The organism is Amycolatopsis sp. PSD-21, assembly GCF_055561455.1.
Window position 1 is genome coordinate 6,052,985 of sequence record NZ_CM145712.1, and the last position, 22,219, is coordinate 6,075,203.

Annotated in this window: 25 protein-coding genes; 13 read left to right on the forward strand and 12 right to left on the reverse strand. The window is 70.4% G+C overall.

Features of this window, described 5'->3' with window-relative positions; genetic code table 11:
* Positions 1-68: 68 nt before the first annotated feature.
* From ACZ1DY_RS28255 to ACZ1DY_RS28270, 4 genes are read right to left on the reverse strand one after another with little or no spacing between them, the layout of a single operon-like run.
* Positions 69-857 carry an ABC transporter permease gene (locus ACZ1DY_RS28255; RefSeq protein WP_126737030.1) on the reverse strand — a complete coding sequence of 263 codons (789 nt, stop codon included), beginning with the start codon at positions 855-857 and terminating at the stop codon, positions 69-71.
* Positions 854-1,804: an ATP-binding cassette domain-containing protein gene (locus tag ACZ1DY_RS28260; RefSeq protein WP_465481423.1), complete on the reverse strand. Its 951-nt coding sequence runs from the start codon at positions 1,802-1,804 to the stop codon at positions 854-856. Before ACZ1DY_RS28260 ends, ACZ1DY_RS28255 begins: the two co-directional genes overlap by 4 nt.
* Positions 1,805-1,816: 12 nt before the next feature.
* Entirely contained in the window at positions 1,817-2,662 is an 846-nt protein-coding gene (locus ACZ1DY_RS28265; protein WP_257485684.1) for a DUF4097 family beta strand repeat-containing protein, read from the reverse strand.
* 51 nt (positions 2,663-2,713) lie between these two features.
* Positions 2,714-3,232, reverse strand: a complete 519-nt coding sequence (locus ACZ1DY_RS28270) for an Arc family DNA-binding protein (protein WP_465481424.1) — start codon at positions 3,230-3,232, stop codon at positions 2,714-2,716.
* Positions 3,233-3,579: 347 nt separating this feature from the next.
* Between ACZ1DY_RS28270 and ACZ1DY_RS28275 the strand changes: the two genes are divergently transcribed.
* A complete protein-coding gene (locus ACZ1DY_RS28275) occupies positions 3,580-4,203 on the forward strand; it encodes a helix-turn-helix transcriptional regulator (RefSeq protein ID WP_465481425.1) in 624 nt (207 codons plus the stop codon).
* Positions 4,204-4,209: 6 nt separating this feature from the next.
* On the opposite strand, the gene ACZ1DY_RS28280 is transcribed toward ACZ1DY_RS28275, so the two are convergent.
* A complete protein-coding gene (locus tag ACZ1DY_RS28280) occupies positions 4,210-4,845 on the reverse strand; it encodes a helix-turn-helix transcriptional regulator (RefSeq protein WP_192741458.1) in 636 nt (211 codons plus the stop codon).
* A 93-nt stretch (positions 4,846-4,938) separates the two neighbouring features.
* Here ACZ1DY_RS28280 and ACZ1DY_RS28285 point away from each other — a divergent pair, with 93 nt between their 5' ends.
* The 4 genes from ACZ1DY_RS28285 (at position 4,939) to ACZ1DY_RS28300 (ending at position 8,960) form a co-directional block, all read left to right on the forward strand.
* Positions 4,939-7,212: an ATP-binding protein gene (locus tag ACZ1DY_RS28285; protein ID WP_465481426.1), complete on the forward strand. Its 2,274-nt coding sequence runs from the start codon at positions 4,939-4,941 to the stop codon at positions 7,210-7,212.
* Positions 7,209-7,856: a TetR/AcrR family transcriptional regulator gene (locus tag ACZ1DY_RS28290; protein ID WP_126737036.1), complete on the forward strand. Its 648-nt coding sequence runs from the start codon at positions 7,209-7,211 to the stop codon at positions 7,854-7,856. The genes ACZ1DY_RS28285 and ACZ1DY_RS28290 overlap by 4 nt, the downstream gene beginning before the upstream one ends.
* Positions 7,857-8,008: 152 nt before the next feature.
* Positions 8,009-8,674 (forward strand): helix-turn-helix transcriptional regulator, encoded by a 666-nt coding sequence (locus ACZ1DY_RS28295; RefSeq protein WP_257485679.1) that lies wholly within the window; start codon positions 8,009-8,011, stop codon positions 8,672-8,674.
* Between the two features lie 70 nt (positions 8,675-8,744).
* Positions 8,745-8,960, forward strand: a complete 216-nt coding sequence (locus ACZ1DY_RS28300; RefSeq protein ID WP_465481427.1) for a hypothetical protein — start codon at positions 8,745-8,747, stop codon at positions 8,958-8,960.
* Here the strand turns inward: ACZ1DY_RS28300 and ACZ1DY_RS28305 are convergent.
* Positions 8,932-9,816, reverse strand: a complete 885-nt coding sequence (locus ACZ1DY_RS28305; RefSeq protein ID WP_465481428.1) for an NAD(P)H-binding protein — start codon at positions 9,814-9,816, stop codon at positions 8,932-8,934. The two genes, ACZ1DY_RS28300 and ACZ1DY_RS28305, sit on opposite strands and share 29 nt — an antisense overlap.
* 100 nt (positions 9,817-9,916) lie before the next feature.
* On the opposite strand from ACZ1DY_RS28305, the gene ACZ1DY_RS28310 reads away from it, so the two are divergent.
* On the forward strand, positions 9,917-10,807 hold the full coding sequence (locus ACZ1DY_RS28310; RefSeq protein ID WP_465481429.1) for a LysR family transcriptional regulator: 891 nt from the start codon (positions 9,917-9,919) through the stop codon (positions 10,805-10,807).
* On the opposite strand, the gene ACZ1DY_RS28315 is transcribed toward ACZ1DY_RS28310, so the two are convergent.
* Positions 10,795-11,376, reverse strand: a complete 582-nt coding sequence (locus ACZ1DY_RS28315; RefSeq protein WP_257485676.1) for a TetR/AcrR family transcriptional regulator — start codon at positions 11,374-11,376, stop codon at positions 10,795-10,797. The two genes, ACZ1DY_RS28310 and ACZ1DY_RS28315, sit on opposite strands and share 13 nt — an antisense overlap.
* Positions 11,377-11,456: 80 nt before the next feature.
* Between ACZ1DY_RS28315 and ACZ1DY_RS28320 the strand changes: the two genes are divergently transcribed.
* On the forward strand, positions 11,457-13,022 hold the full coding sequence (locus ACZ1DY_RS28320) for an MDR family MFS transporter (protein WP_465481430.1): 1,566 nt from the start codon (positions 11,457-11,459) through the stop codon (positions 13,020-13,022).
* The gene (locus tag ACZ1DY_RS28325) at positions 13,019-13,492 is read left to right on the forward strand and encodes a universal stress protein (protein ID WP_465481431.1); all 474 of its coding nucleotides are present in this window, start codon (positions 13,019-13,021) and stop codon (positions 13,490-13,492) included. The genes ACZ1DY_RS28320 and ACZ1DY_RS28325 overlap by 4 nt, the downstream gene beginning before the upstream one ends.
* Here the strand turns inward: ACZ1DY_RS28325 and ACZ1DY_RS28330 are convergent.
* Positions 13,406-14,374, reverse strand: coding sequence for a DMT family transporter (locus ACZ1DY_RS28330; protein WP_465481432.1), 969 nt, complete (start codon positions 14,372-14,374; stop codon positions 13,406-13,408). The two genes, ACZ1DY_RS28325 and ACZ1DY_RS28330, sit on opposite strands and share 87 nt — an antisense overlap.
* A 72-nt stretch (positions 14,375-14,446) precedes the next feature.
* Between ACZ1DY_RS28330 and ACZ1DY_RS28335 the strand changes: the two genes are divergently transcribed.
* Positions 14,447-15,361 carry a LysR family transcriptional regulator gene (locus ACZ1DY_RS28335; protein WP_126737044.1) on the forward strand — a complete coding sequence of 305 codons (915 nt, stop codon included), beginning with the start codon at positions 14,447-14,449 and terminating at the stop codon, positions 15,359-15,361.
* Positions 15,362-15,602: 241 nt separating this feature from the next.
* Here ACZ1DY_RS28335 and ACZ1DY_RS28340 read toward each other — a convergent pair whose 3' ends face one another.
* Together ACZ1DY_RS28340 and ACZ1DY_RS28345 are read right to left on the reverse strand one after the other, a co-directional pair.
* Positions 15,603-16,757: a serine hydrolase domain-containing protein gene (locus tag ACZ1DY_RS28340; protein WP_465481433.1), complete on the reverse strand. Its 1,155-nt coding sequence runs from the start codon at positions 16,755-16,757 to the stop codon at positions 15,603-15,605.
* 93 nt (positions 16,758-16,850) lie between these two features.
* Positions 16,851-17,210, reverse strand: coding sequence for a nitroreductase/quinone reductase family protein (locus tag ACZ1DY_RS28345; protein WP_465481434.1), 360 nt, complete (start codon positions 17,208-17,210; stop codon positions 16,851-16,853).
* A 62-nt stretch (positions 17,211-17,272) separates the two neighbouring features.
* Between ACZ1DY_RS28345 and ACZ1DY_RS28350 the strand changes: the two genes are divergently transcribed.
* Positions 17,273-17,914, forward strand: a complete 642-nt coding sequence (locus ACZ1DY_RS28350; protein ID WP_257485671.1) for a TetR/AcrR family transcriptional regulator — start codon at positions 17,273-17,275, stop codon at positions 17,912-17,914.
* 1 nt (position 17,915) lies between these two features.
* On the opposite strand, the gene ACZ1DY_RS28355 is transcribed toward ACZ1DY_RS28350, so the two are convergent.
* Positions 17,916-18,551, reverse strand: a complete 636-nt coding sequence (locus ACZ1DY_RS28355) for a TetR/AcrR family transcriptional regulator (RefSeq protein WP_465481435.1) — start codon at positions 18,549-18,551, stop codon at positions 17,916-17,918.
* 76 nt (positions 18,552-18,627) lie between these two features.
* Between ACZ1DY_RS28355 and ACZ1DY_RS28360 the strand changes: the two genes are divergently transcribed.
* Positions 18,628-19,587 (forward strand): zinc-dependent alcohol dehydrogenase family protein, encoded by a 960-nt coding sequence (locus tag ACZ1DY_RS28360; RefSeq protein WP_465481436.1) that lies wholly within the window; start codon positions 18,628-18,630, stop codon positions 19,585-19,587.
* 82 nt (positions 19,588-19,669) lie between these two features.
* On the forward strand, positions 19,670-20,731 hold the full coding sequence (locus ACZ1DY_RS28365; RefSeq protein ID WP_465481437.1) for a hypothetical protein: 1,062 nt from the start codon (positions 19,670-19,672) through the stop codon (positions 20,729-20,731).
* A 10-nt stretch (positions 20,732-20,741) separates the two neighbouring features.
* Here the strand turns inward: ACZ1DY_RS28365 and ACZ1DY_RS28370 are convergent, their stop codons facing one another.
* Positions 20,742-21,329 carry a TetR/AcrR family transcriptional regulator gene (locus ACZ1DY_RS28370; protein WP_465481438.1) on the reverse strand — a complete coding sequence of 196 codons (588 nt, stop codon included), beginning with the start codon at positions 21,327-21,329 and terminating at the stop codon, positions 20,742-20,744.
* Positions 21,330-21,404: 75 nt separating this feature from the next.
* On the opposite strand from ACZ1DY_RS28370, the gene ACZ1DY_RS28375 reads away from it, so the two are divergent.
* Complete coding sequence (locus ACZ1DY_RS28375; RefSeq protein WP_465481439.1) at positions 21,405-22,217, forward strand: arylamine N-acetyltransferase family protein; 813 nt, start codon at positions 21,405-21,407, stop codon at positions 22,215-22,217.
* The last annotated feature ends 2 nt before the right edge of the window (positions 22,218-22,219 follow it).

Consider the following 22,219-nt stretch of genomic DNA (forward strand, 5'->3'; position numbering starts at 1 on the left):
AATTGCGGGAGACAAGACCAAGCGCCCCGGACCGGAACAGAACGTTCCGGCCCGGGGCGACCCCCAGTTCAGCGGTCGCGTTCCTTGGCGAACAAGGACTTCGACCACACGTATCCGACGACCGAGAGCAGGACGCACCAGCCGATCGCGAGCCAGCCGCTGCTGCCGATCGGAGTGCCGAGCAGCAGGCCGCGGATGGTTTCGATCACCGGCGTGAACGGCTGGTAGTCGGCGAACCAGCGCAGCCACGCGGGCATCGAGTCGGTGGGCACGAACCCGCTGCCGAGGAACGGCAGCAGCATGAAGATCATCGGCGTGTTGCTGGCCGTCTCCACGCTCTTGGCCGCCAGGCCGAGCGCCACCGAAAGCCAGGTGAGCGCGATGGTCAGCAGCAACAGCAGGCCGACGACCGCGAACCATTCGCCGACTCCCGCCGTCGGCGAGAAACCGATGAGCAGCGTGACCCCGAAGACCACGGCGAGCGCGAACGCGGTCTGGATGAGCGCGCCGACGACGTGCCCGGTCAGTACCGAAGCCTTGCTGATCGCCATCGTGCGGAACCGCGCGATGATGCCTTCGGTCATGTCCGTCGCCACGGAGATCGCGGTGCCGAGCGCGGCGCTGCACACGGTCACCAGCAGGATGGCGGGCGTGACATAGCCGACGTATTCGGCTCTGCCGCCTCCGCCGCCGAGCCCGTTCCCGAGCGTGCCGCCGAAAACGTAGACGAACAGCAGCAGGAACACGATCGGCTGGCCGATCAGCATGATGGTGAGCGACGGATACCGTTGCATGTGCCGGATGTTGCGGCGCAGCATGGTCGCCGAGTCGCGCATCGAAAGGGACAGGGTGCTCATCGGGCCATCTCCTTGCTGGCGCCGGTCCGGTGACCGGTGAGGCTGAGGAACACGTCGTCGAGGTCCGGCGTGTGCACGGTGAGGCTGTCGACGGCGACGGATTCGGCGTCGAGACGGTCCAGCACGGCGCGAAGATCGGCGACGGTGCCGTCGGTCGGCACGCGGAGCGCCAGCGCGTCTTCGTCCGAAGTGGACACTCGAAGCACGCGGGTCGCGTCACGCAGCGAGACCGCGTCCGGGAACTTCAGCTGCATGTGCCCGCCGGGCACGCGTCGCTTCAGCTCGTCGGGCGTGCCCAGCGCGACGATCCGGCCGCCGTCGAGGACGGCGACGCGGTCCGCGAGCTGATCGGCCTCCTCCAGGTACTGCGTGGTGAGGAAGATCGTCACGCCGCCGTCCACGAGGTCGCGGATGATCTCCCACATCGTGCGGCGGCTGCGCGGGTCGAGGCCGGTGGTCGGTTCGTCGAGGAAGATGACCTTCGGGTCGCCGATCAACGTCATCGCCAGGTCGAGTTTGCGGCGCATGCCACCGGAGAAGGTGGACGGCGTCTTCTTCGCCGCGTCGGACAGTTCGAACCGCTCCAGGAGTTCGGCGGCGCGCTTGCGCCCCGCCCGGCGCGGCAGATGGTGCAGATCCGCCATGAGGAACAGGTTCTCCTCGCCGGTGAGGAGGTTGTCGACGGCGGAGAACTGGCCGGTGAGGCCGATGGCGGCGCGGACGCCGTCCGGGTCGGTGCCGAGGTCGGCTCCGGCGATGGTCGCCGCACCGGCGTCCGGAGTGACCAAAGTGGACAGGATGTTGACCGTGGTGGTCTTGCCCGCGCCGTTGGGGCCGAGCAGCGAGAAGACGGTGCCCGCCGGGACGTGCAGATCGATCCCGTCCAGGACGACCTTGTCGCCGTAGGATTTACGCAGTCCGGTGGCGGAAATGGCCGGGTTTCTCATCGGGGATCCCCTTCAGGAACGGTGGACGACGATGTCGCCGACGGAGGTGCCGGCGTGGACCTCGACCTTGTCGGTCGCGTCGCCGGGCGCGGTGGCGGCGGCCATGTCGTTGATGACACGGCCGAACCGGGTGTTCACGTCGAGCCAGGCCGCGCTGCCCTCGCGGATGCCGACCTCGATGTCGCCCAGCGACGTCTCGAGGGTGAGTGTGCCCCTGGCCGCGTCGAGTACGCGGACGGAACCGTTGGCGGTCTTGGCTTCGACGCCGCTTTCGGCCTTGTCGACGGTGATGTCGCCGTTGGCCGAACGGATGCGGATCGAATCGGCGACGGCGCCGATCGTGGTGGCACCGTTGGAGTTCTTGACCACCGCGGTGCCGTCGATCCGGCCGACGTGCACCCGGCCGGAGCTTGTGCTGATGTCGGCGTTCCCGTCGGCGTGTTCGACGACGATGTTCCCGGACGCGGAGTGCAGTTTCAGCTCCCCGGTCTGGTCGAGGTGGATGTGCCCGGTCCCGGACCGGTAACGGCAGCCGGCGATCCGCCCGGTCACGGTCAGGTCGCCGAGCCCGGTGCTGCCCTGCACCCGGGAACCGGCGGGCAGTTCGATGGTCACGTCGATCGACCTCGTCCGGTTGGAGAAGTCGAGCAGGCGCATCTTCGGCGCGCGGACGGTCAGGGTGCCGCCGGAGAATTCGACGACGGTCCGCTTCGCGGCGTCGACGTCGGATTCGTTGTTCTCGTCGAGCGGCGCCACTTCGACGACCGTGTCGGCGCGGTCGCCGGCGACGATGCGGACGTTGCCGACGACCGGCTCGAGGTCCGCGAGAATGGGTTCCGGGGTGGCGAAAGAAGGCATGGTTGTCCCCTCGAAGGTGGTGTGATCGGTGTTTGTGCTGGTAGGTGAGGTCTAGCTGACCCAGCCGGTGTAGCGCTGCGCGCCGCGACGACCGCCGCTCACCGGGGCGGGCGGCGCGGCGGGCTCCGACGGGTTCAACGCCGCGGAGGCGGCACGCACGAGCCACGCGTTGACCGAACGGCCTTGCGCGGCCGCCGCTTCCTCGACGCGTGTCTTGAGGTGTTCCGGAAGCCGGAAGTTGATCCGGGCCGTCGCTCCTTCGTCCTCGGGCAGCGGCGCCGCCGGAGGCTCCGGCGCGGCGGCCGCGACCGGCTCGGCCTGTTCGACCGAGGGCAGCGTGACGGCGAAACTGGCTTCCCCGGCACGCAACCGGACCTCTACAGAACCCGGCGCGAGGTCACGGGTGATCTCGTCCGACGCGGCGGACAGCGCGTCCAGCAGCGCGAGACGAATGGCCGACGCGAGCGGCGCGGTCAGGCGTTCGGCGAGCGCGCTCGCCTCGGCTCCCCCAGCCTCGGCGGCGACGGCGAGTTCCCGGCGAACGTTGTCCACAAAGGGCGTCAAATCCATGATGCCATCATGGCACCATCGTGGCGCCATTGCAAGGCCAACTTGGCGCCATGATGCGCCAGAGTGGCGTCACCGCAGGTCAGGGCCGATTATTGCCCCTTCGGCCAGTCTCGGTTGGCGGGGAAAGCAGGAGGCGGGCGAACGCGTTGCCGGGGCTGTTCGCGGCGGGCGAGAATCGCCACGAGCCGCACGAAAGGAAGCGACCCGCCATCGAGTGTGGGGGTCACCCGACGCGGGCCGCTACCCGGTTCCCACCGTACAAGAGCCCCGCTCGCTCATGCGGGCAACGCTTTTTGTCCCTGCGGCTCTTGACAAATCGAAGATCCACAGTGGACAGAAGAGGGTATATGCGACCAGTCCGGGTGAGCGTCTGCGCACTGGACCCCATCACGAAGGCCGGGACGGCCGGCCTCCTCGAGGCGCGCCCGTCCGTGCAGGTCGTCGAGGGCCGGGCGCGGGACCAAACCGACGTCGTCGTCGCCGCGTTCGACCGGCTTTCCGCCGACGCGGTCACCGCGTTGCGTGCGGTCACCGCCGAAATCGGCAGGCCGATCGTGCTGGTCACCGACCGGATCGAAGAAGGCGGCCTCGCGGCGGCGGTGGCGTGCGGGGTGGTCGCCATCCTGCCGAGGTCGGCGATGACCGACTCCCGCGTGGCCGACAGCGTCCGGGCCGCCGCGTCGGGCACCGTGCACCCGCCGCGGGATCTGCTCGGCAGGCTCACCGAACACGCCGAGCGGCTGCACCGGGAGATGCTCGCGCCGGAGGTGCCCGCCGGGGTCGCGCTCTCCTCGCGGGAGATCGACGTCCTCCGCCTGATGGCCGATGGGCTGGACACACAGGAGATCGCCACCGAACTCGCCTATTCGGAGCGAACGGTGAAGAACGTCATCTACGCGGTCACCGACCGGCTGCGCCTGCGGAACCGGTCGCACGCGGTGGCCTACGCGATCCGGGAAGGGGTCATCTGAAAGCGCTCAGATGAGCCCCTCGCGCAGCGCGTACGCCACGACATGGGTGCGGTTGCGCAGATTGAACCGGCTGAGCAGGCCGTGCAGGATGTTCTTCACGGTCCGGTCGGAGTAGGCCACCCGACGGGCGATCTCACCGGTGTCGAATCCTTCCGCGAGCAGGCGGAGCACTTCGGTCTCGCGGGGCGACAGACCGCTGAGCGTGAGCTCGCGGGGCTCGAGAACTTCCTTGTGCAGCCGCGAAATCCCCCGGAGCAGGCTGCCGAGCTGCTCGGCGGGCAGATCGCCGCGGCCGGCGTGGGCGTCGGCGACCGCGCGCAGCAGCCGCGCCGGCGTCGCCTCGGAGCGCGCGACGACGACGGCGAGCCCGCGTTCCACGGCGGCCCACAGTTCGGCCTGGTTGGGCTGATCGGCCACCAGGACCAGCCGCGCGGACCCGGCCGGGATGCGCCGCGGGTCGTCGTCGGCGACCGCGACGAGGACGTCGGCCTGCTCCGGGTCGTCGCGCAGGCTGATGCCGGGCCCGTCGCCGAGCGCGCTGCGCAGTCCCGCCCGCACGAGCGGGTCGGCGGCGTGCACCGCGACCCGGATCTTCTCGGCCCGGAGCACCGGGCGGACGGGCGTCGTCATGATCGTCGACATGCCTTCCAGGTAACCGGCCTCCGAGAAGGCCGGACAAGCGGAAGCAGGGGGCAGCTTTTCGTCGCCGGAAGCCTGCCGGTTGAATGGGCCGCGGTGGAGGCGAACGAGAAGCGGTCGGTGTTCGGCAAGCTCCTGCTCGAACACCGTCGTGCCGCGGGGTGGACGCAGGGGCGCCTGGCCGAGGCCTCCGGTATCAGCGTCCGTGCCCTGCGCGAACTGGAACGCGGCCGCGCGCGGGCCGCCCAGCAACGCTCCGCCGAGGTGCTGGCCGACGCGCTCGGCCTGACCGGCGGGGACCGGGAGTTCTTCCTGACCGTCGCCAAACAGGGACGTCGCCGGAATCCGGCGCTGGCCGCCCAGGTCGCGGCGACCTGCGCGCTGCCAGCGCCCACCGCGGATCTGTCCGGCCGCGAAAGCGAGCTGGAGCAGCTGTCGGCGAAGGTCGCCGAAGGTGGTGGCGTGGTCGCGATCGTCGGGCAGGCCGGGGTCGGGAAGACCGCGCTCGCGGTGACCGCCGCGGATCTGTGGCGCGCGGAGTTCCCGGACGGGGGCTACGCGGTGGACCTGCGCGGGATGGACGAACGACCGCTGAGCGCCGGGACCGCGCTCGACCGGCTGTTGCGCGCGCTGGACGTCGCGCCGGGACAGGTGCCCGCCTCCGAAGCCGACCGGTCGGCGTTGCTACGGATGCTGCTCGAAGGCCGCAAAGTCCTGCTGCTGCTCGACAACGCGGCCGACGAGGCGCAGATCCGGCCGTTGCTGGTCACCGGGCCCGGCTCCCTCACCCTGATCACCTGCCGCCGGACGCTCGCCGGGCTCGAAGGCGCCCGGTGGCTCGCGCTCGAAACGCTTTCGGACGACGGCGCGACCGGCCTGCTCGCCAAGATCGCCGGACCGGACCGGGTGGCCGCGGAGCCCGCCGCCGCACGCGAACTCGCCGAGCTGTGCGGATATCTGCCGCTCGCGCTCCGCATCGCGGGCAACCGGCTCGCCACGCGGCCGCAGTGGTCCCTGACCCGGCTGGCCGACCGGCTGCGCGACGAAAGCACCCGGCTGCGCGCGCTCGCGGCGGGCGATCTGCGGCTGCGCTCGGCTTTCGATCTGTCCTATCGCGCGGTCTCGCCCGAGGCCCGGCGTCTGTTCCGGCTGCTGGCGACCGTGCCCGGCGCCGACTTCGGCCTCGAACTCGCGGTCGTCGTCTCCGGCGCGCCACCCGCCGACGTCCGCGACCAGCTCGACGAACTCGTCGACGCCAGCCTCCTGCAGAGCACGGCGGAGCCGGAACGGCACCAGTTCCACGACCTGATCCGCCTGTTCGCCGAGGAACGGTTCGAGGCGGAGGAGGACCCGGCCGCGCGGGACACCGTGCTCGCCCATCTGCTCGGCAAGGCGGCGGAAGCGGCCAGGCTGTTCTACCCCGGGGCACCGGAGAACGGCCGGTTCGGCTCACGGGAGGAAAGCGCCCGCTGGCTGGACGCCGAAGGCGGGAACTGGGTCGCCGCGCACCGAGTGGCGGCACGGAAGGGCATGCACCGGGAGGTCCGGGACCTCGCCGTCGCGCTGCACTGGTACTCCGACGGGCGGAGCGCCCAGCGTCCGTGGTGGGAGATCTTCTCGCTCGGCGCCGCCGCGGCGAACGCGCTCGGCGACGCCGGTGCAGAGGCGAAGCTGCTCAACTTCGTCGGCTGGGCCGCCAGCGTCTGTCTCGGCGACGACGAGGGTGCCGTGGCGGCACACCGCCGCGCGTTGGACATCGCCACCGGGATCGGCGACCGCGTCGAGCAGACCTGGGCGTCCATCTACCTCGGCCAGGTGCTGCGGCTGACCGGGAAGACCGGCGAAGCGTTCGAGTTCGCGAAGCGCGGGTACGAACTGGCGGGCGAACTTCCGTTCTGGGACGGGCAAACCACGGCGCGGAACGTCTACGGGCGCGCGCTGCTCAACGCCGGACGGCATACCGAAGCGCTCGCCGTGCACCGGGCCGTGCTTTCCGACGCCGAGCGGCTGGCCGGCGACACGTATCCCGCTTTCCACCGGCTGCTGAAGGCCTTGACCCTGCGCGCCATCGGCGACGTGCTCGGTGATCTCGCCGAATGGCGGGAGGCGGCGGGCCACTACCGCACCGGCCGGTGGCTCGCGTGGGAGGGCGGTTTCGACGCGCTGGAGGCGACCTGCGCCGTCCGTGAGGGACGGGCCTGGCGGGAGGCCGGTGCCTTCGAGGAGGCCAGGGAGTGCCTCGCCATGGCCGTGGACCTCTCCGAGGGGCCGTCGTTCGGCGCGCTGCGCGAGCAGGCTTCGGCCGAACTGGCGCTCCTGCCCGTGGAGCGCCGACTAAGCTTCGGGCCGACAGAGCGGGAGGACCGATGACGGACGCGGACGGGAAGAGCCCGCGGGAGCGCTATCGCGACCAGGTGCGCGCGGAGATCAAGCAGCACGCGTGGGAGCAGATCGCCGCCGCCGGGGTGCCCGCGCTGTCCCTCAACGCGATCGCCAAACAGGTCGGGATGAGCGGCCCCGCCCTGTACCGGTACTTCGCCAGCCGCGACGACCTCATCACCGCGCTCATCCGCGACGCGTACCGGAGCCTCGCCGACACCGTCCGCGCGGCGTTCGACGGCGGCGCAGATCTGGCCGGGCTCGCCGTCACCATCCGGGACTGGGCCCGGAGCGACCCGCAGCGCTACTTCCTCATCTACGGCACGCCCGTCCCCGGCTACCACGCGCCCGAGGACACCACCGCCATCTCGAGCGAGGTCATGGCCGTGCTGCTCGAAGCGTGCCGCGCGATCACCGTGGACAAGCCGGAAACCCCGTTCGACAAGCATCTGGACGGCCATCGCGACTGGGCGGGCGACGACCCTGCCCCGTCCTCGACGCTGCACCGCGCGATCGCCTTCTGGACCCGCCTCCACGGCGTGCTCTCACTCGAACTCGCCGGCCATTTCACCGGGATGAAATTCGACCCCGACCTGTTGATCGCGGACGAACTGGACGACCTCACGGCCCGGTGACCCGATCACCTTCGCAGTGAACCTTTCCCGCCTGCCGGGCGTCTTGCCCTGTGACGCCGCTGCCGACCGCGGTTGACATGCACCGTTGGAACGTTATAGCTTCTAAGTACTGCAATAGCTATTAACGCTGGCGCTTCGGATGGGGACTTCGCATGATTCACGGGGAGAAGATCAGCAGGAGGACCGAGCGCGTCAGAGTCGCCGTATACGCCCCGGATCTGCTGGCCGGGCTCGGCACGACGAGCATCCTCGGCGCCGACGAACGGCTGGACGTGCTGTCAGGCACCGATCTCGGGTCCGCCGAAGTCGTCGTGACGGTCGGGGATTCGATCGGCGACGGCGTTTTCGCCTTCCTGCGCCAGGTCCGCGCCGCGTCGTCACTGGCGACGCCACCGAGATGCGTGATCGTCACCGACCATTTCCCGGTCCAGGTGCTGATGACGGCGATCGAATGCGGGATGGCCGCGCTGCTGCCGCGGCGCGATCTCGACGGCGAGCATCTGGCGCGGACGATCCTGGCGGTCAGCCAGGGCGCGGGCGCGCTGCCGCCGCGGCTGCAGGGCAGCCTGCTCTCCCAGCTCGAACGGATCCAGGAAGACCTGCTGGCGCCCAACGGACTCGCGCTGTCCGGCCTGTCCGACCGGGAACGGGAAGTCCTCCGACTGCTCGCCGACGGCCATGGCACGGAAGAGATCGCGGCCAAACTCGCCTATTCGGAGAGCACGGTGAAGAACGTCCTCCACCGGGTGATGTCGCGATACGGCCTGCACAACCGCACGCACGCCGTCGCCTTCGCCTTGCGCACCGGCTCGATCTGACTGAGTCCGAAATGGACGGAAGAGAATCCCTTTCCCCGCCCCTTCGACTTGTAGCGGACGTGGAGAACGCGTGTTCTGCCGACGACGTGGGGGCGCGCGGATCGCGGATCAGCCGTACCGGGCCGAGCGGGTGGCGGAACCGGGAATCGGTGCGGCGCACCAGGATCCGGCTCCGACCGTCGAGTCCCTGACGGCCGCGCTCGCCGCCGCCCTGTCACCCGAGACCGGCGCGCGGGCGCAACTGCTCTTGGACGCCGTCAGCGCACCGAGCCGACCGCCGGCTTGAGCACTTCTTCACACCACTGACGGAACGTCGTCGGCGTAGTCGCTTCCGGGGTGCGCGGTTCGGCGTTGTCGATGCCCGCCTCCTTGGCGAGCATCATGTCGACCATGCCCTCGGCCATCGCCGCGGACCAGCCTTGGTCGAGTTGCGTCGCGCGGAAGTCCTCGATGGACACCTGCCGATAGCGCACCGGCCGCCCGAGGACGTCGGACATGATCTCCGCCAGATCGTTCTGGGACAGGTCTTCCGGGCCGAGCACCGGGACGTCGGCCACGCCGTGCCACGACCGGTCGAGCAGCCACTTCGCGGCGACGGCGGCGATGTCGCGGGTGGCGCACATCGGGGCCTCGAGGCCGGCAGGCAACGGCCCGAAGAAGACGCCGTCCCTGCCGATCGGCCCGGCCTGCCACAGGAGGTTGTCCATGAACGTGGGCATCGTCAGCGCCCGGTAGGCCACGCCCGTGCCCGCGATCAGGTCGTCCATGGCGTGCGACGCCGAAAGGTACCCGGCGTTTTCCGCGCACCCCCGGCCGAGGGCGGAGATGCCGACCACCCTGGCCACGCCCTGCTTTTCGATGGCCGCGCAGGCCGGACGGGTGAAGTCGAGATAGGCGGCTTCGAGGCTCTCGGCACGGCGATCCGCGGCGAGCAGCCAGAAAACGGTGTCGGCACCGGCGAAGGCTTCGCCGACAACATCCGCGTCGCCGTGCGAGCCCTTGACGATCTCGACGCGCTCGCGAACGTCATCGGGCAATCGGGCGGGATCGCGGGCGATCACACGGACCTGTTCCCCACTGTCGAGGAGGGTGGCGAGCACCCGGCTGCCGATCTGTCCGGTCGGCGCGGTGACGACGATCATGAAGACTCCGAGGTGATAGGGGTTTTCGACGTCACCCAGTCAAGCCGGGACGGCCGCCGCGCTGAAGGACCGCCTCGGACGCCATTGATACCCTGGTGATATGAGTGACCTCGAGACGCGGCAGCTCAAATACTTCGTGGCGGTCGCCGAGGAGCTTCACTTCGGCCGGGCCGCCGAGCGGCTTTCGATGGCCCAGCCGCCGCTGTCGAGGGCGATCCGCGACCTCGAACGACGGCTGGACGTCCGGCTGCTCGAACGCACCACCCGCCAGGTCGCCTTGACGGAAGCGGGCGAGATCTTCTTGCGGGACGCCAAAATCGCACTAGAAGCGGTCGCCGCGGCGGAACGGCGGGCACGACAGGCCGGCCGCCCCGATCCCCGGCTCCGGTTGGCGTTGAAAGCCGATCACGACGCCGGGTTGCTGCCGAAGATCATCGAGGCCTACGAGGCCGAAGACGGCGCACTGCCGATCGAACTGGTCCTCGGCGGCCGGGGCGAGCAACCGCGGCAACTACGGGACGGCCGCGCGGACGTGGCGCTCGTCCCGTCCCCGTTCGACGCGCGCCGCCTGGACTTCGAACCACTGCTGACCGAACCGCGGCTGGTCGCGCTGGCGGCCAACGATCCGCTGGCGGCCAGGTCACGACTGCGACTGGCGGATCTCGAAGGCCGCCTTCTCCCCGATGGCGCACCCGCCGATCAGGGCCCGGCGGCCGGGCCGCCCACCACCGCGGCACCCCATGGTCCCGTCTCGGATCTGACGCAGATCTTCAAACTGGTCGAACTGGGGGCCATCGTCTGCTTCCTGCCGGTTTCGGTGGCGGATCGCTACCGCAGGGCTGGGATCACGTACTTGCCCGTCGACGACGTGGAGCCCACGACCCTCGCCGTGATGTGGCCGCAGGAATCCCGCTCACCGGCCGTCGCCGCCTTCGTCCGCGCGGCCACCACGGTGGTGACGACGGCGTACGCCCTCGGTCACCGGAGCTGAACGCGGCCGAGCAGCCGGTCCACCAGCTCGGGAAGCGACTGCTCCTCCGGGCCTTCCAGCCACAGGACGTTCCCCGTGCGCAACGTGGCGAGGAAGGTCGCCGCGGTGAGCCTGGCCAGCTCCTGATCGAGGCCGTGCCCCCTGGCGAGCAGCACCGCGATCAGGTCGCGTTCGAGGGCGAACTGATCGCCCGCCTGCCGCGCGAGCAGCGACGGATGCCGCCGCAGCAGCCGTAGCTGCGCCACCCATTCGCGGTCGGGGACGGGGTGCGCCCGGTACAGCTCCCGGCAGGCCGCCCGCAGCGCCTGCCAGGGCTTCTCGCCCGGCGGCCTGCCCTCGACCAGCGACACCAGCAGGCCGGTGCGCTCGCGGTCGGCGTGCAGGATCGCGTCCTCCTTGTTCGCGAAGTAGTTCGAGAACGTCCGCCGGGACACGCCCACCGCGTCGGCGATGTCCTCGACGGTCACCCCGTCCAGCCCGTGCTCCATCGCCAGCCGGAGCGCGGCCTCGTGCAGCGATTGCCGCGTCGCCGCCTTCTTGCGGGTGCGCAGCGTGTCGAGGGTGTCCACCAGGACAGCGTAGCGAGGGGAATAAAGTTCTCACTGTGCAAGTTTGCACAGTGAGCAACATTGCCGCTCGAAAGGACGCCATGAAGACCGAGGGAACAACGGCGGAGGCACCGTCAGGGGCGATGGGGCACCGCCAGGTGCTCGAATCGCTGTCCGGTCTGCTGCTCGCGCTGCTCGTGGCGATGATCAGCTCGACGGTCGTGTCGACCGCCCTGCCGTTGATCATCGGCTCGCTGAACGGCTCGCAGACGCAATACACCTGGGTGGTCACGGCCACCCTGCTGGCGGCGACGGCCACCACCCCGATCTGGGGCAAACTCGCCGACCTGTTCAACAAGAAGACGCTGGTCCAGATCGCCATCGTGATCTTCGTGATCGGGTCGATGATCAGCGGATTCAGCCAGAACACCGGGCAGCTGATCGCCGCCCGCGCGTTCCAGGGCATCGGTGTCGGTGGTCTTCAGGCGCTGGTCCAGGTCGTGATCGCGGCGATCATCCCGCCGCGGGAACGCGGCCGCTACAACGGTTACCTCGGCGCGGTCATGGCGGTCGCCACCGTCGGCGGGCCGCTGCTCGGCGGCCTGATCGTGGACGTGCCTTGGCTCGGCTGGCGCTGGTGCTTCTTCGTCGGCGTGCCGATCGCGGTGGCGGCGTTCATCGTGCTGCAGCGGACCCTGAAGCTGGAGACCGTGCGCCGGGAAGGCGTCCAGGTGGACTACCTCGGCGCGGGCCTGATCGCGGCGGGCGTGAGCGTCCTGCTGATCTGGGTCTCCTTCGTCGGCAACAGCTTCGACTGGCTGTCGTGGCAGACGGCCGTGATGGTGGCTGGCGGCGCCGTGCTCCTCGCCTTCGCCGTGATGGTGGAACGGAAGGTCCGCGAACCCGTCGTCCCGCTGCACATCATCACCCAGCGCACCCCGGCGCTGGCGATCATCGCGAGCCTCGCGGTCGGGATGGCGATGTTCGGCGGCGCGGTGTTCCTCGGCCAGTACTTCCAGGTCGGCCGCGGCTACTCCCCCACCGAAGCCGGACTGCTGACCATCCCGCTGATGGGCGGCGTGCTCGTCTCCTCGACCGTGTCCGGGCGCCTGATCAGCCGCACCGGACGGATGAAGCCGTACATCGTGGCGGGCACGATCACCCTGGTGATCGGTTTCCTCGGACTGGGCACCGTCGACCACGCCTCGCCGCTGTGGCTGGTCGGTGTCGCGATGGCGATCGTCGGCGTCGGTGTCGGCATGACGATGCAGAACCTCGTCCTCGCGGTGCAGAACACCGTGCCGTTGCGGGATCTGGGCGCGGCCAGCGCTTCGGTCACGTTCTTCCGGTCGCTCGGCGGCACCATCGGCGTCTCGGTGCTGGGCGCGGTGCTCGCGAACCGGGTCACCGCCGACCTGTCGACCGCGCTGCACGTGCCGGCGGGCCAGGCGTCGACGGGCAGCGTCAGCGCGCTGAACCTCAAGGCGCTGCCGCCGGAGGTCCAGACGATCGTGCACACCGTGTACGGCGACGCGACCGCGCACATCTTCCTGATCTCCGCGGCGGTGGGCGTCGTGGGCGTGATCGCGGCGCTGCTGCTCAAGCCGCTCACCCTGCGCACCACGCTCGACGTGGAGACGCCGTCGGAAGCACCGGTCGCGCGATGAACGAGAACGCCGCCGGGGCCTTCGAGTCCACTGTGGAGCGTTTCGGCCCGCCCCGGCCCCATCCGGAGCGGGCCATCCTGGCCGGGGTCGACGGCTCCGACACGGCGATGCGGGCGGCCGCCTTCGCCTTCGGCATGGCACGACGCGAGGGCGGCAGGCTGATCGTCGCCTTCGTCTGCCGTCCGGCGCTCGGTCCCGCGGTCGCGGCGACGATGGAACACGACACCGCGGTCCAGCTCTACGCGGAGATCCGCGAGCAGATCCGCGAGGCCGCCGAAGAACTGGAAGTGCCGGTCAGCTTCCTGAAGACCTACGGCGATCCGTACACCGTGCTCCGCGACACCGCCGACCGCGGCAAGGTCGACACCGTCGTGGTCGGCGCCTCACAGCAGGCCGGTCACCGGTTCGCGGGGTCGGTCGCGACCAAGCTCATCAGGACCGGGCACTGGCCGGTGCTGGTCGTTCCCTGACGACCGGCCGCCGAGGAACGACACGGCCCCCACCGCGGCGACGACGAGCGCGCAACCCGCCAGCTGCAACGGTGTCGGCCACTGGCCGAGCAGGGCGGCACCGAACAGGATCGCGACGGCGGGTTGCAGCATCAGCACGGCGGACCCGCCGCTCGCGGGCAGGGCGGACAGGGCCTTCCCGATCAGGAGCCAGCCGAGCACCTGACCGGTCACGGCCAGCACGAACAGCCACAGCAACGCCGAAACCGGCGGCGTGACGTCGAGGTTTCCGGCGAACAGGCCCGAAAGTCCGCCCACACTCGCCGACGCCGCGGTCGCGGTGGCGAGCATCGTCGTGCGCCCGCCGCCGTCGGATCCGGCGCGGCGCAACAGGATCAGGTAACCGGCGTACGCGACTCCCGCCAGCACCGCCATGACGGTGCCGTACCAGGGATCGCTGCCCGCGGCGCCGCCGTCCGCCAGCCCGCCTGCCAGCGCGGTCCCCGCCAGCATCACCGGGATGGACAGCCAGAACGCCCGCGGCGGCCGCTCGCCGAACCACAGCAGACCGGCCAGCGGGACGAGGACGACCTGGACGTTGACCAGCGCCGTGGCGACTCCGGCGCCGACGGAGAGGATCGCCTCGCTCCACAGCACCATGTCGACCCCGAGCAGGACGCCTGCCAGCACGTGGCTCCGGCGCGCGGCCGGGGCGGGGCGCCGTCCCCGCTCCCGGGAACGCGCCAGGACCACGAGGATCGGCAACGCGAATAGGCAGCGGAAGAACGTCGCCGTCGTCGAGCTGACCCCGGACAGCGCGACGAGCGGGGCGGAGAGGGCGATCGCGAGGGCGCCGAGGACTCCCTGTGTCCTCGGATCGACGAAGAATCCGGTGTGCCGCATGCCTTCGATTCGATCGCACGGCGGCGGGCAGGACCAGCGAGATCCTCTTACCCCGAGGGTTAAGCTCGGCTAATGAGTGGCGATCTGTCCAATGTGGAACGGCTGCGGATGCTGCACGCGGTGTGGCGGCGGGGATCGCTCGCCGCGGCCGCCGAACTGCTGCACGTTACGCCGTCGGCGATCTCCCAGCAGCTGACCAAACTGGAGCGGGAGGCGGGCACCGGGCTGCTGGTCCGGCACGGGCGCGGCGTGCGGCTCACCCCGGCGGGGCTGCTGCTGGCGCAGCGCTCGGACCGGGTGCTCGCCGAACTCCGCGCCGCCCGCGCGGATCTGGACTCCCTCACCGGGGAGACGACCGGCGTCGTCGAGATCGGCGCCATTCCGTCGGGGGTGCACACGTTCATCGCGCCGGCGCTCACCGGGCTCGCCGTGCGCCACCCCGGCATCGAGGCGCGGCTGCACGAGGTCGAACCCGAAGTCGCCCTTCCCGCGCTGGCCGACGGGGTCTTCGACGTCGTGGTCGTCGAGAGCTGGGAGAACCTGCCGCTCACCCGCCCGCCCGCGACCCGCTGGACCGGACTGCGCGACGACTCGGCGATGATCGTGCTCCCGGCCGGGCATCCGCTGGCGGGCGCGGATTCGGTGCGCGCCGAAGACCTCGCGGACGAGATCTGGGTCGCTTGGGCCCGGCCCACGCTGGCGAACGCCTGGATCCGCCAGACGCTGCGGGAACGCGGGATCGAACCGATCGTGCGGCATACGGTCAGCGGATTCGGGACGCAGTTCGCCGTCGTCGCCGGGCTCGGCGCCGTCACGCTGGTGCCGGGGATGGCCACCACGATCGCGCCGCCGGCGGTGGTGTGCGCGCCGCTCGAACCGGTGCTGCACCGCCAGCTCTACGCGGTGCAGCCGCACGGGGAAACGCGGCCCGCGGTCGCGGAGTGCGTCACGGCCCTGGTGGAGGCGGCGAGGTCCTGGGGCTCGTGAATGCACCGCCACGCTCACTGAGCTACGTTCCGCCGGCGGATTCGCGTGACCAGACGGACGACACGCGTGATCGGGCGGACGACACGCGGCGAAACCCCGGCAGCGCTCGTGTCGTCCATCTGATCACGCGTGTCGTCCATCCAGTCACGTGTGTCGTCCGCCCGATCACGGAAATCGCCGGTGCTGAACCTCGTGAGTGGTAAGGACGGTTCTAGCCGTCCTTACCACTCACGAAGGCGGGTCAGCGGCCGCAGAGGGCGTGGTCGATCACCGGGTCCAGCGGGTTCCCCGGCGGCGGTTCGGCGCCGGGGTGGTACGGCGTGAGCGTGTTCAGCGAGACCATCACGCTGCGCTTGCCGTCCTCGGTCACCCCGTTGCCCGTCAGGTAGCCGGGCAGCGCGCCGCCGTGGCCCCAGTAGTCACCGCAGGAAGCGGTCGCCTTCACCAGGCCGAGCCCGTACGCGCCGAGCCCCGGGGCGGGCACGGTCTTCTTCATTTCGGCCAGCATGGACGGCGGGAGCACCTTGCCACCCAGCAGCGCCCGCAGGAACTTGTTGCCGTCCTCGGTGGTGCTGTTGATCGACCCGTCCGCTCCCCCGCCCATCGACGGATTCATCAGCGTCACGTCCACCCGCCGTCCGAGCCGCGGCGGATTCGAGCCCTCGACGACGAACCGGTCGTACCCTCGCGCGTGCGGTGCCGGGATGAACGGCGACGTATACGGCAGGGTGGTCTCGCGCAGGTCCAGCGGGCGGACGATCCGGTCGATGATCTCCTGTCGCCAGCCCCGCCCGGTCACCTTCTCGGTCACCATCCCGGCGAGGACGTAGTTGGTGTTGGAGTAGCCCCAGCTCGTCCCCGGCGCGAACTCCGGCGGCTTTCCGACCGCCAGCTTCACCGCCTCGGACGCGCTCAGCTCGTCGAACCGGTGCCGCAGGAAACCCTTCTCGGTGAACATGTCCAGTTCCGCCATGTAGTCGTGCAGCCCGCTGGTGTGCTGCAGCAGCTGCCGCACGGTGATGGCCTTGCCGTCGTTGCCGTTCCCGCTCACCACCCCCGGAAGCCACCGGTCCACCTTGTCCTCCAAGGAAAGCCGTCCCTCGCCGACGAGCTGGAGCATCGTCGCGGCCAGGAACGTCTTGCTGAAACTCGCGATCCGGAAGTGCCCGTTCCACGGCACCGCGGTCCGGGTGCGCAGATCGCCGTGGCCGCTGCGCACCTTGACGCCGCCCTTCGCCGTGCTGACCTCCATGAGCACGCCGGGCGACCCGTTCGCGACGAGCGTGTCGGCATCGCGCTGCAGTGTCCGCTGAAGCGATGGCGCCGCGGACGCGACGGCCGGGGTGACGAGCGTTGCCGCGCAAAGCACGGCCATGACGACTGAAGTGCGTTTCATATCGGCAAAACTACGAAGGCACGGGCACACCGGACATCGGCTTGGAGGACGACACCGCCTCCCTCCCTGGTACTAACGGAGCACAGGGTCCTCTCAGGGTTTCAGGTCCATCCGGAGGAATTCGGTGACACGGAGCAATTTCGGCGGACGGGTCACGCCGTCGGGGAATTCCTCCGCCCCGACGAGCCGCGGGCGGGTGAGGTCCACTTCCCGTCCATCGATCCGGAGCCGCGCTTCCCCCGCGGTCAGGATGTTGCGCACCCAGTCCGCCTCCGGGCCGTACACCGGGACGAACAGGTAGCCGCCGTCGACGGGATGCGCGTCGAGCGGCGTGTGGCGGGTCTTTCCGGAACTGCGGCCGACGTGGATCAGCACCGGATACCTCCCTCCGGCGATCGCACGGGGGTTGAACACCCGTTTGTTGATGTGGCCCCACCATCTCGGCATCGGCATCGGTCTCTCCTCTCGATGGCCTTACACCCGTAAGGTTGTCTTACACCTGTAAGGTTGTCAACGTGCCGCCTCGCCGATCACTCACCAGGGACCGCGTACTGAAGGCCGCGATCGAAGTCGCCGATCGCGGCGGCGTGGAGGCGATGACGATGCGCCGGGTCGCGCAGCACCTCGGCGTGGAGGCCATGTCGCTCTACCACCACGTGCCGAACAAGGACGCGATCCTCGACGGCGTCGTCGACGCGGTGTTCGCGGCGATCGAGCTGCCGGACCCCGGCGCCGTCGATTGGCGTGAGGCGATCCGCGCGCGTGCTTCGTCCGCGCGCGCGGTCCTTTCGCGGCACAGCTGGGCGCTGGGCCTCATGGACTCCCGGCGGAATCCGGGGCCGGCGACGCTACGCCACCACGACGCCGTCCTCGGTGTCCTTAGGCGGGCGGGATTCACGGTCCCGATGGCGGTACACGCCGTCTCGCTCATCGACAGCTACATCGGCGGATTCGTGCTGCAGGAGTCGAACCTCCCGCTGAGCGAAGACGTCCCGGAGGTCGCGGGCGACATCCTGGACGGCCTGCCACGGGACGAGTTCCCGCATCTGGCCGAGGTGATCACCGAGCATGCCCGGCGGCCGGGTTACGACCACACGAAGGAATTCGCCTACGGCCTCGACCTCATCCTGGAAGGGCTCGAAGCCCGCAGGAAATGAGTCAGCGGGTCACTCCCGGCAGCACGAGGGCCAGCCGCGCCACCGGCGGCAACGGCGACCGTTCCGGCGCGGCCCGGAAGGCCTGGATCGCGAGTGCGGCGAACCGGCGGGACGCCGCCACCTGCGCGGCCGCCGAAGCGGCCTGGATCCCGTTGTTGGCCATGAGCATGAGGATCAGGTCGTCGAGGACGAAATCGGGGCGCAGCTTCCCGGTGTCCTTGGCCCGGCCCGCCAGCTCGGCGATCGCCTTGAGCGCGTGGTCGCGATCCGCAGTGAAGTCCACCGCCTTGGGGAAGGCCGAGACGAAGGCCGCCGTGAAGCCCCGGTCGCGCGAATGCAGCTCGCAGATCCTCTGGATCACGGAACAGAAGCCGCGCCACGGGTCAGGATCCGCGAGCCCTTCGTCGACGACGGCGTGACAGGTGCGCATCTGCTCGGCGAACGCCTCCGTCGCCAGGATCTCCTTGGTCGGGAAATGTCGGTACAGCGTGGCGGGGCCGACTCCCGCGCGGCGCGCGACCTCCCGCAACGGCACGTTCAGGCCCTCGGTGGCGAACAGCGCGCGAGCCGCTTCGAGGATGCGTTCCCGGTTGTCCACGGCGTCGGAGCGCGGGATCCGAGGCAAACGATCGGTCACCGCTCTCAGTTTAGCCAAAACGGACGGGGCGTCCGTTACCGTCCGCCGGACCAGTGATCGACGACCAGGAGACGAAATGCGCGCAGTCGAGATCCGGACGTTCGGCGCCCCCGAAGGCCTTGCCGTGATCGACGTCCCCTCCCCCGTTCCCGCCGAGGGAGAAGTGCTGATCGACGTGGAAGCGATCGGTGTCGGCGGGGTCGACACCGTGATCCGCAGCGGCGCTCTGGCCGGTCTCGGCGGCTTCCAGGAAGGATTCGTCCCCGGCAACGAGGTGGCCGGAACCGTCACGGCGGTCGGCGGCGGGGTCGATCCGGCCCTGGCCGGGCGGCGGGTCTGGACGTTCACCGGCGAGGGCGGCGGCTACGTCGAACAGGTGGCCGCCCCGGCGGACAGGATCCTCCCGCTTCCCGGCGACCTGCCCGCCACCGACGCGGTGGCCATCGGGACTTCCGGCATGGTGGCCCATTTCGCGCTCGCCCACGCCCATTTCGCGCCGGGCGAATCGGTGCTCGTGCGCGGGGCGGCGGGCAGCATCGGGATCATGACGGTGCAGCTCGCGGCGCAGGGTGGCGCGAGCGCGGTGGCGGTCACGACGTCCTCGGCCGAACGCGGCGAGCGCCTGCGCGAACTGGGGGCGACCCACGTCCTCGACCGGTCCGGCGAGGGGGCCGGGCCGCCGGGGTACGACGTCGTCATCGACATCGTGTCCGGTGTGGACATGCCGTCCTTCTTCGACCGCCTGAATCCGAACGGCCGCATGGTCCTCGTCGGCGTGGTCGCGGGCATGCCCCCGGCGGATTTCGGCGCGAAGCTGATGGCGGCCTTCCGGAAGTCCTTGTCGTTCGCGGCCTTCAGCGCGGACTCGATCCCCGAGCCGGATAGGCGGGCGGTGAGCGCGGAGCAGTTCGGCACGGCGGCGCGCGGTGAACTGCGTCCGGTGGTGCACGAGGTGCTGCCACTGGAGAAAGCCGTGCTGGCGCACCGGAAGATGGACGACGGCGAAGTGTTCGGCCGGATCGTGCTGACGCCGTAGCCAGGTCCATTGTGGAGTGCCGCGTCACCCGGTCAGTGCAAGTTTCCCCATCGCGTGCGCCGTCGCACTAGGCTGCCCACTCGTGCCCGATCCGATGCCAGAGGGACCCGGCTTCACGGCGGTCGGCCTGCGGCCGCTCTCCGGCGGAGAGGGAACCGGCGCCTACGGCGTGAACGACGCCGGGGTGATCGTGGGCGAGTCCGGGTCACGGCCGGCGCGCTGGGATCGCGACGGACATCCCACCCCGTTGCCTCTCCTCGACGGCTGCTCCGGCGGACGCGCGGTCGGCGTCAATGCCGCGAGCGCCATCGTGGGTTCACTCGTCGCCGGCGAACACCTGCGGCCCGTGTGCTGGTGGCCCGACGGCCGGGTGCGCGCGCTCGAACTCCCCGCCGGGGCGCTCTCCGGCACGGCGTGCCGGGTGAACGCGCGCGGGTCGATCCTGGGGAACGCGATGTGGCCGGGCCACCGCTGGCGGGCGCTGCGCTGGGCACCGGACGGTGAGATCGTCGAACTCGCCACCCTGCCGGGGGACGGCGAGACACAGGGACAGGACCTGAACGGGCTGGACGAGGTCGTCGGATCGGCCAGGAACGGCTCGGGCGTCCGCACCGCGGTGCGCTGGACGTCCTCGGGGAAGATCAGCACCCTGCCCCCGCCCCGCCGTACGACGGCATGCGGGATCACCGACGCTGGCGCCATCCTCGGCGACGGTGTCGTGTGGCACCGCGACGGAGGCACCGTCCTGCTGACCGGTGAACCGGAGTTCTCCGCGGGGCAGGTCGTCCGGATCACCGGGCGGGGTGACGCGATCGGCTGGGGCCTGACGCCGGACCGGCGCGGCGTCGCGGCGCGCTGGGATCGCGAAGGACGGCCCACCGTGCTCCGGCCCCTGCCTTCGGACGCCGCCAGTACATGTTTCGACGTCGACGAGGCCGGGACCGTCGTCGGCGAGTCCGTGCGCGAGGGAAGGGTGCGGCCGGTGCGCTGGGACGCGGACGCGACACCCTTCCCGCTCCCGTCACCTGCCGGTATCACGGCGATAGTGGCCCAGCACATCAACGCGACCGGCACCGTCGTCATCGGCTACGGCTTCGCGGCGGACAGCTCCGCCTACCGCGGGATCGCCTGGCACCGTTCGTGAAACCGCCCGGTCAGGCCGTCGCGAGCTCGATCGCGCGGCGCATCGCCTCGTCCAGCGGAGTCCCGAGGCGGAGGGCCGTCCGCCCGGCCGCGAAGACCGCCCCGGTGGCGGCACCGACCAGCGCCGCGGCGTCGACCTCGTCGATCTCGCAGGCTCGGCACAACGCGGCCGAAAGCCGCTCCTGAGCGTCGAAGGCGCGCTGCAGCATCGTCGCTCGCAACGACGGCACCGACGTGATGAGGTCCAGCCGGATCCGCTCCGGCTCGGCGCCCGGATCGCGGAGACCCTCGCCCGCCTCGGCGAGCATCTCGAGCATGGCGCGCCGCAGAAGCCCGCCGGGTGTCTCGCCCGCCTCGCGCGTGGCGAGCACGTCCAGGCCCACGCGCAGGAGGTGTTCGCCGTCGTCGGTGAGCAGGAGGTCTTCCTTGGTCGCGAAGTGGTTGAAGAACGTCGCGGTGGACACCTCGGCGGCCGCGGCGATCTCGGCGGTGGTCGTCCGGTCGTAGCCCTGTCGTTCGAAAAGCCGGTACGCCGTCTCGATCAACACCTTCCGGGTGCGCCATTTCTTCCGTTCCCGCAAACCCACCGGCTCGGTCATGAGGAGCAGCATACTGGATCGACGCCAAAATTAGAGCTACTCTAACTTTAGAGTCGATCTACTCAAGGAGGCCCCATGATCCTCGACGCGTTCCTCGACCGGCTGGAGTACCGCGAGCCCGTCCGCCCGGATCCGGCCACGCTCCGGAACCTGCACCGGGCCTGGCGGCTGCGCGTGCCCTACGAGAACCTCGACCTCCAGCTCGGCAGGACGATCCTGCTCGACCAGGAGGCCTTGATCGACAAGTTCACGCGCCGTCGCCGCGGCGGTCTCTGCTACGAGATGAACGGCGCGCTCGCCCTTCTGCTGCGAGCGGCGGGATTCGCGGTGACCGTCGTGGAGGGCGCTGTCCTGCGCTCGACCCGCGGCGAGGGCCAATGGGGCAACCACATCGCCCTGCTGGTCGACGTCGACGGGCAGACCTGGCTCGCCGACACCGGGATCGGCGACGCGTTCCTCGAACCCCTCCCGGTGCGGGAAGGCACGTACCGGCAAGGGGAACTGCCCTTCCGGATCGAGCGCCTCGACGACGGGACCTGGCGGATGCACCACCATCCCGGTGGCACGGTCGGCTCCTGCGACTACCGCACCGAGCCCCGCGAGGTCACCGAATTCGCCGACCGGGCCGAGATCAGGTCCCCGGACTCGCCGTTCGCCAAGGTGTTGGTGGCGCAACATCATCGTGACGGCCGCGAACTGGCTCTTCGGGCGCGCACGCTCAAACGCGGCGACGGCGACCGCCACACCCTGGCCTCTCTCGACGAGTTCGCCGAGACGCTGCGCGAGTTCCGTATTCCGGTGGAGGACATCGGTACCGGCGAACTGGCGGCCCTCTGGGCCACGACCGAAGAGCAGCACGAGGCCTGGCTGTCCATGCGGGCGAAGTAGAT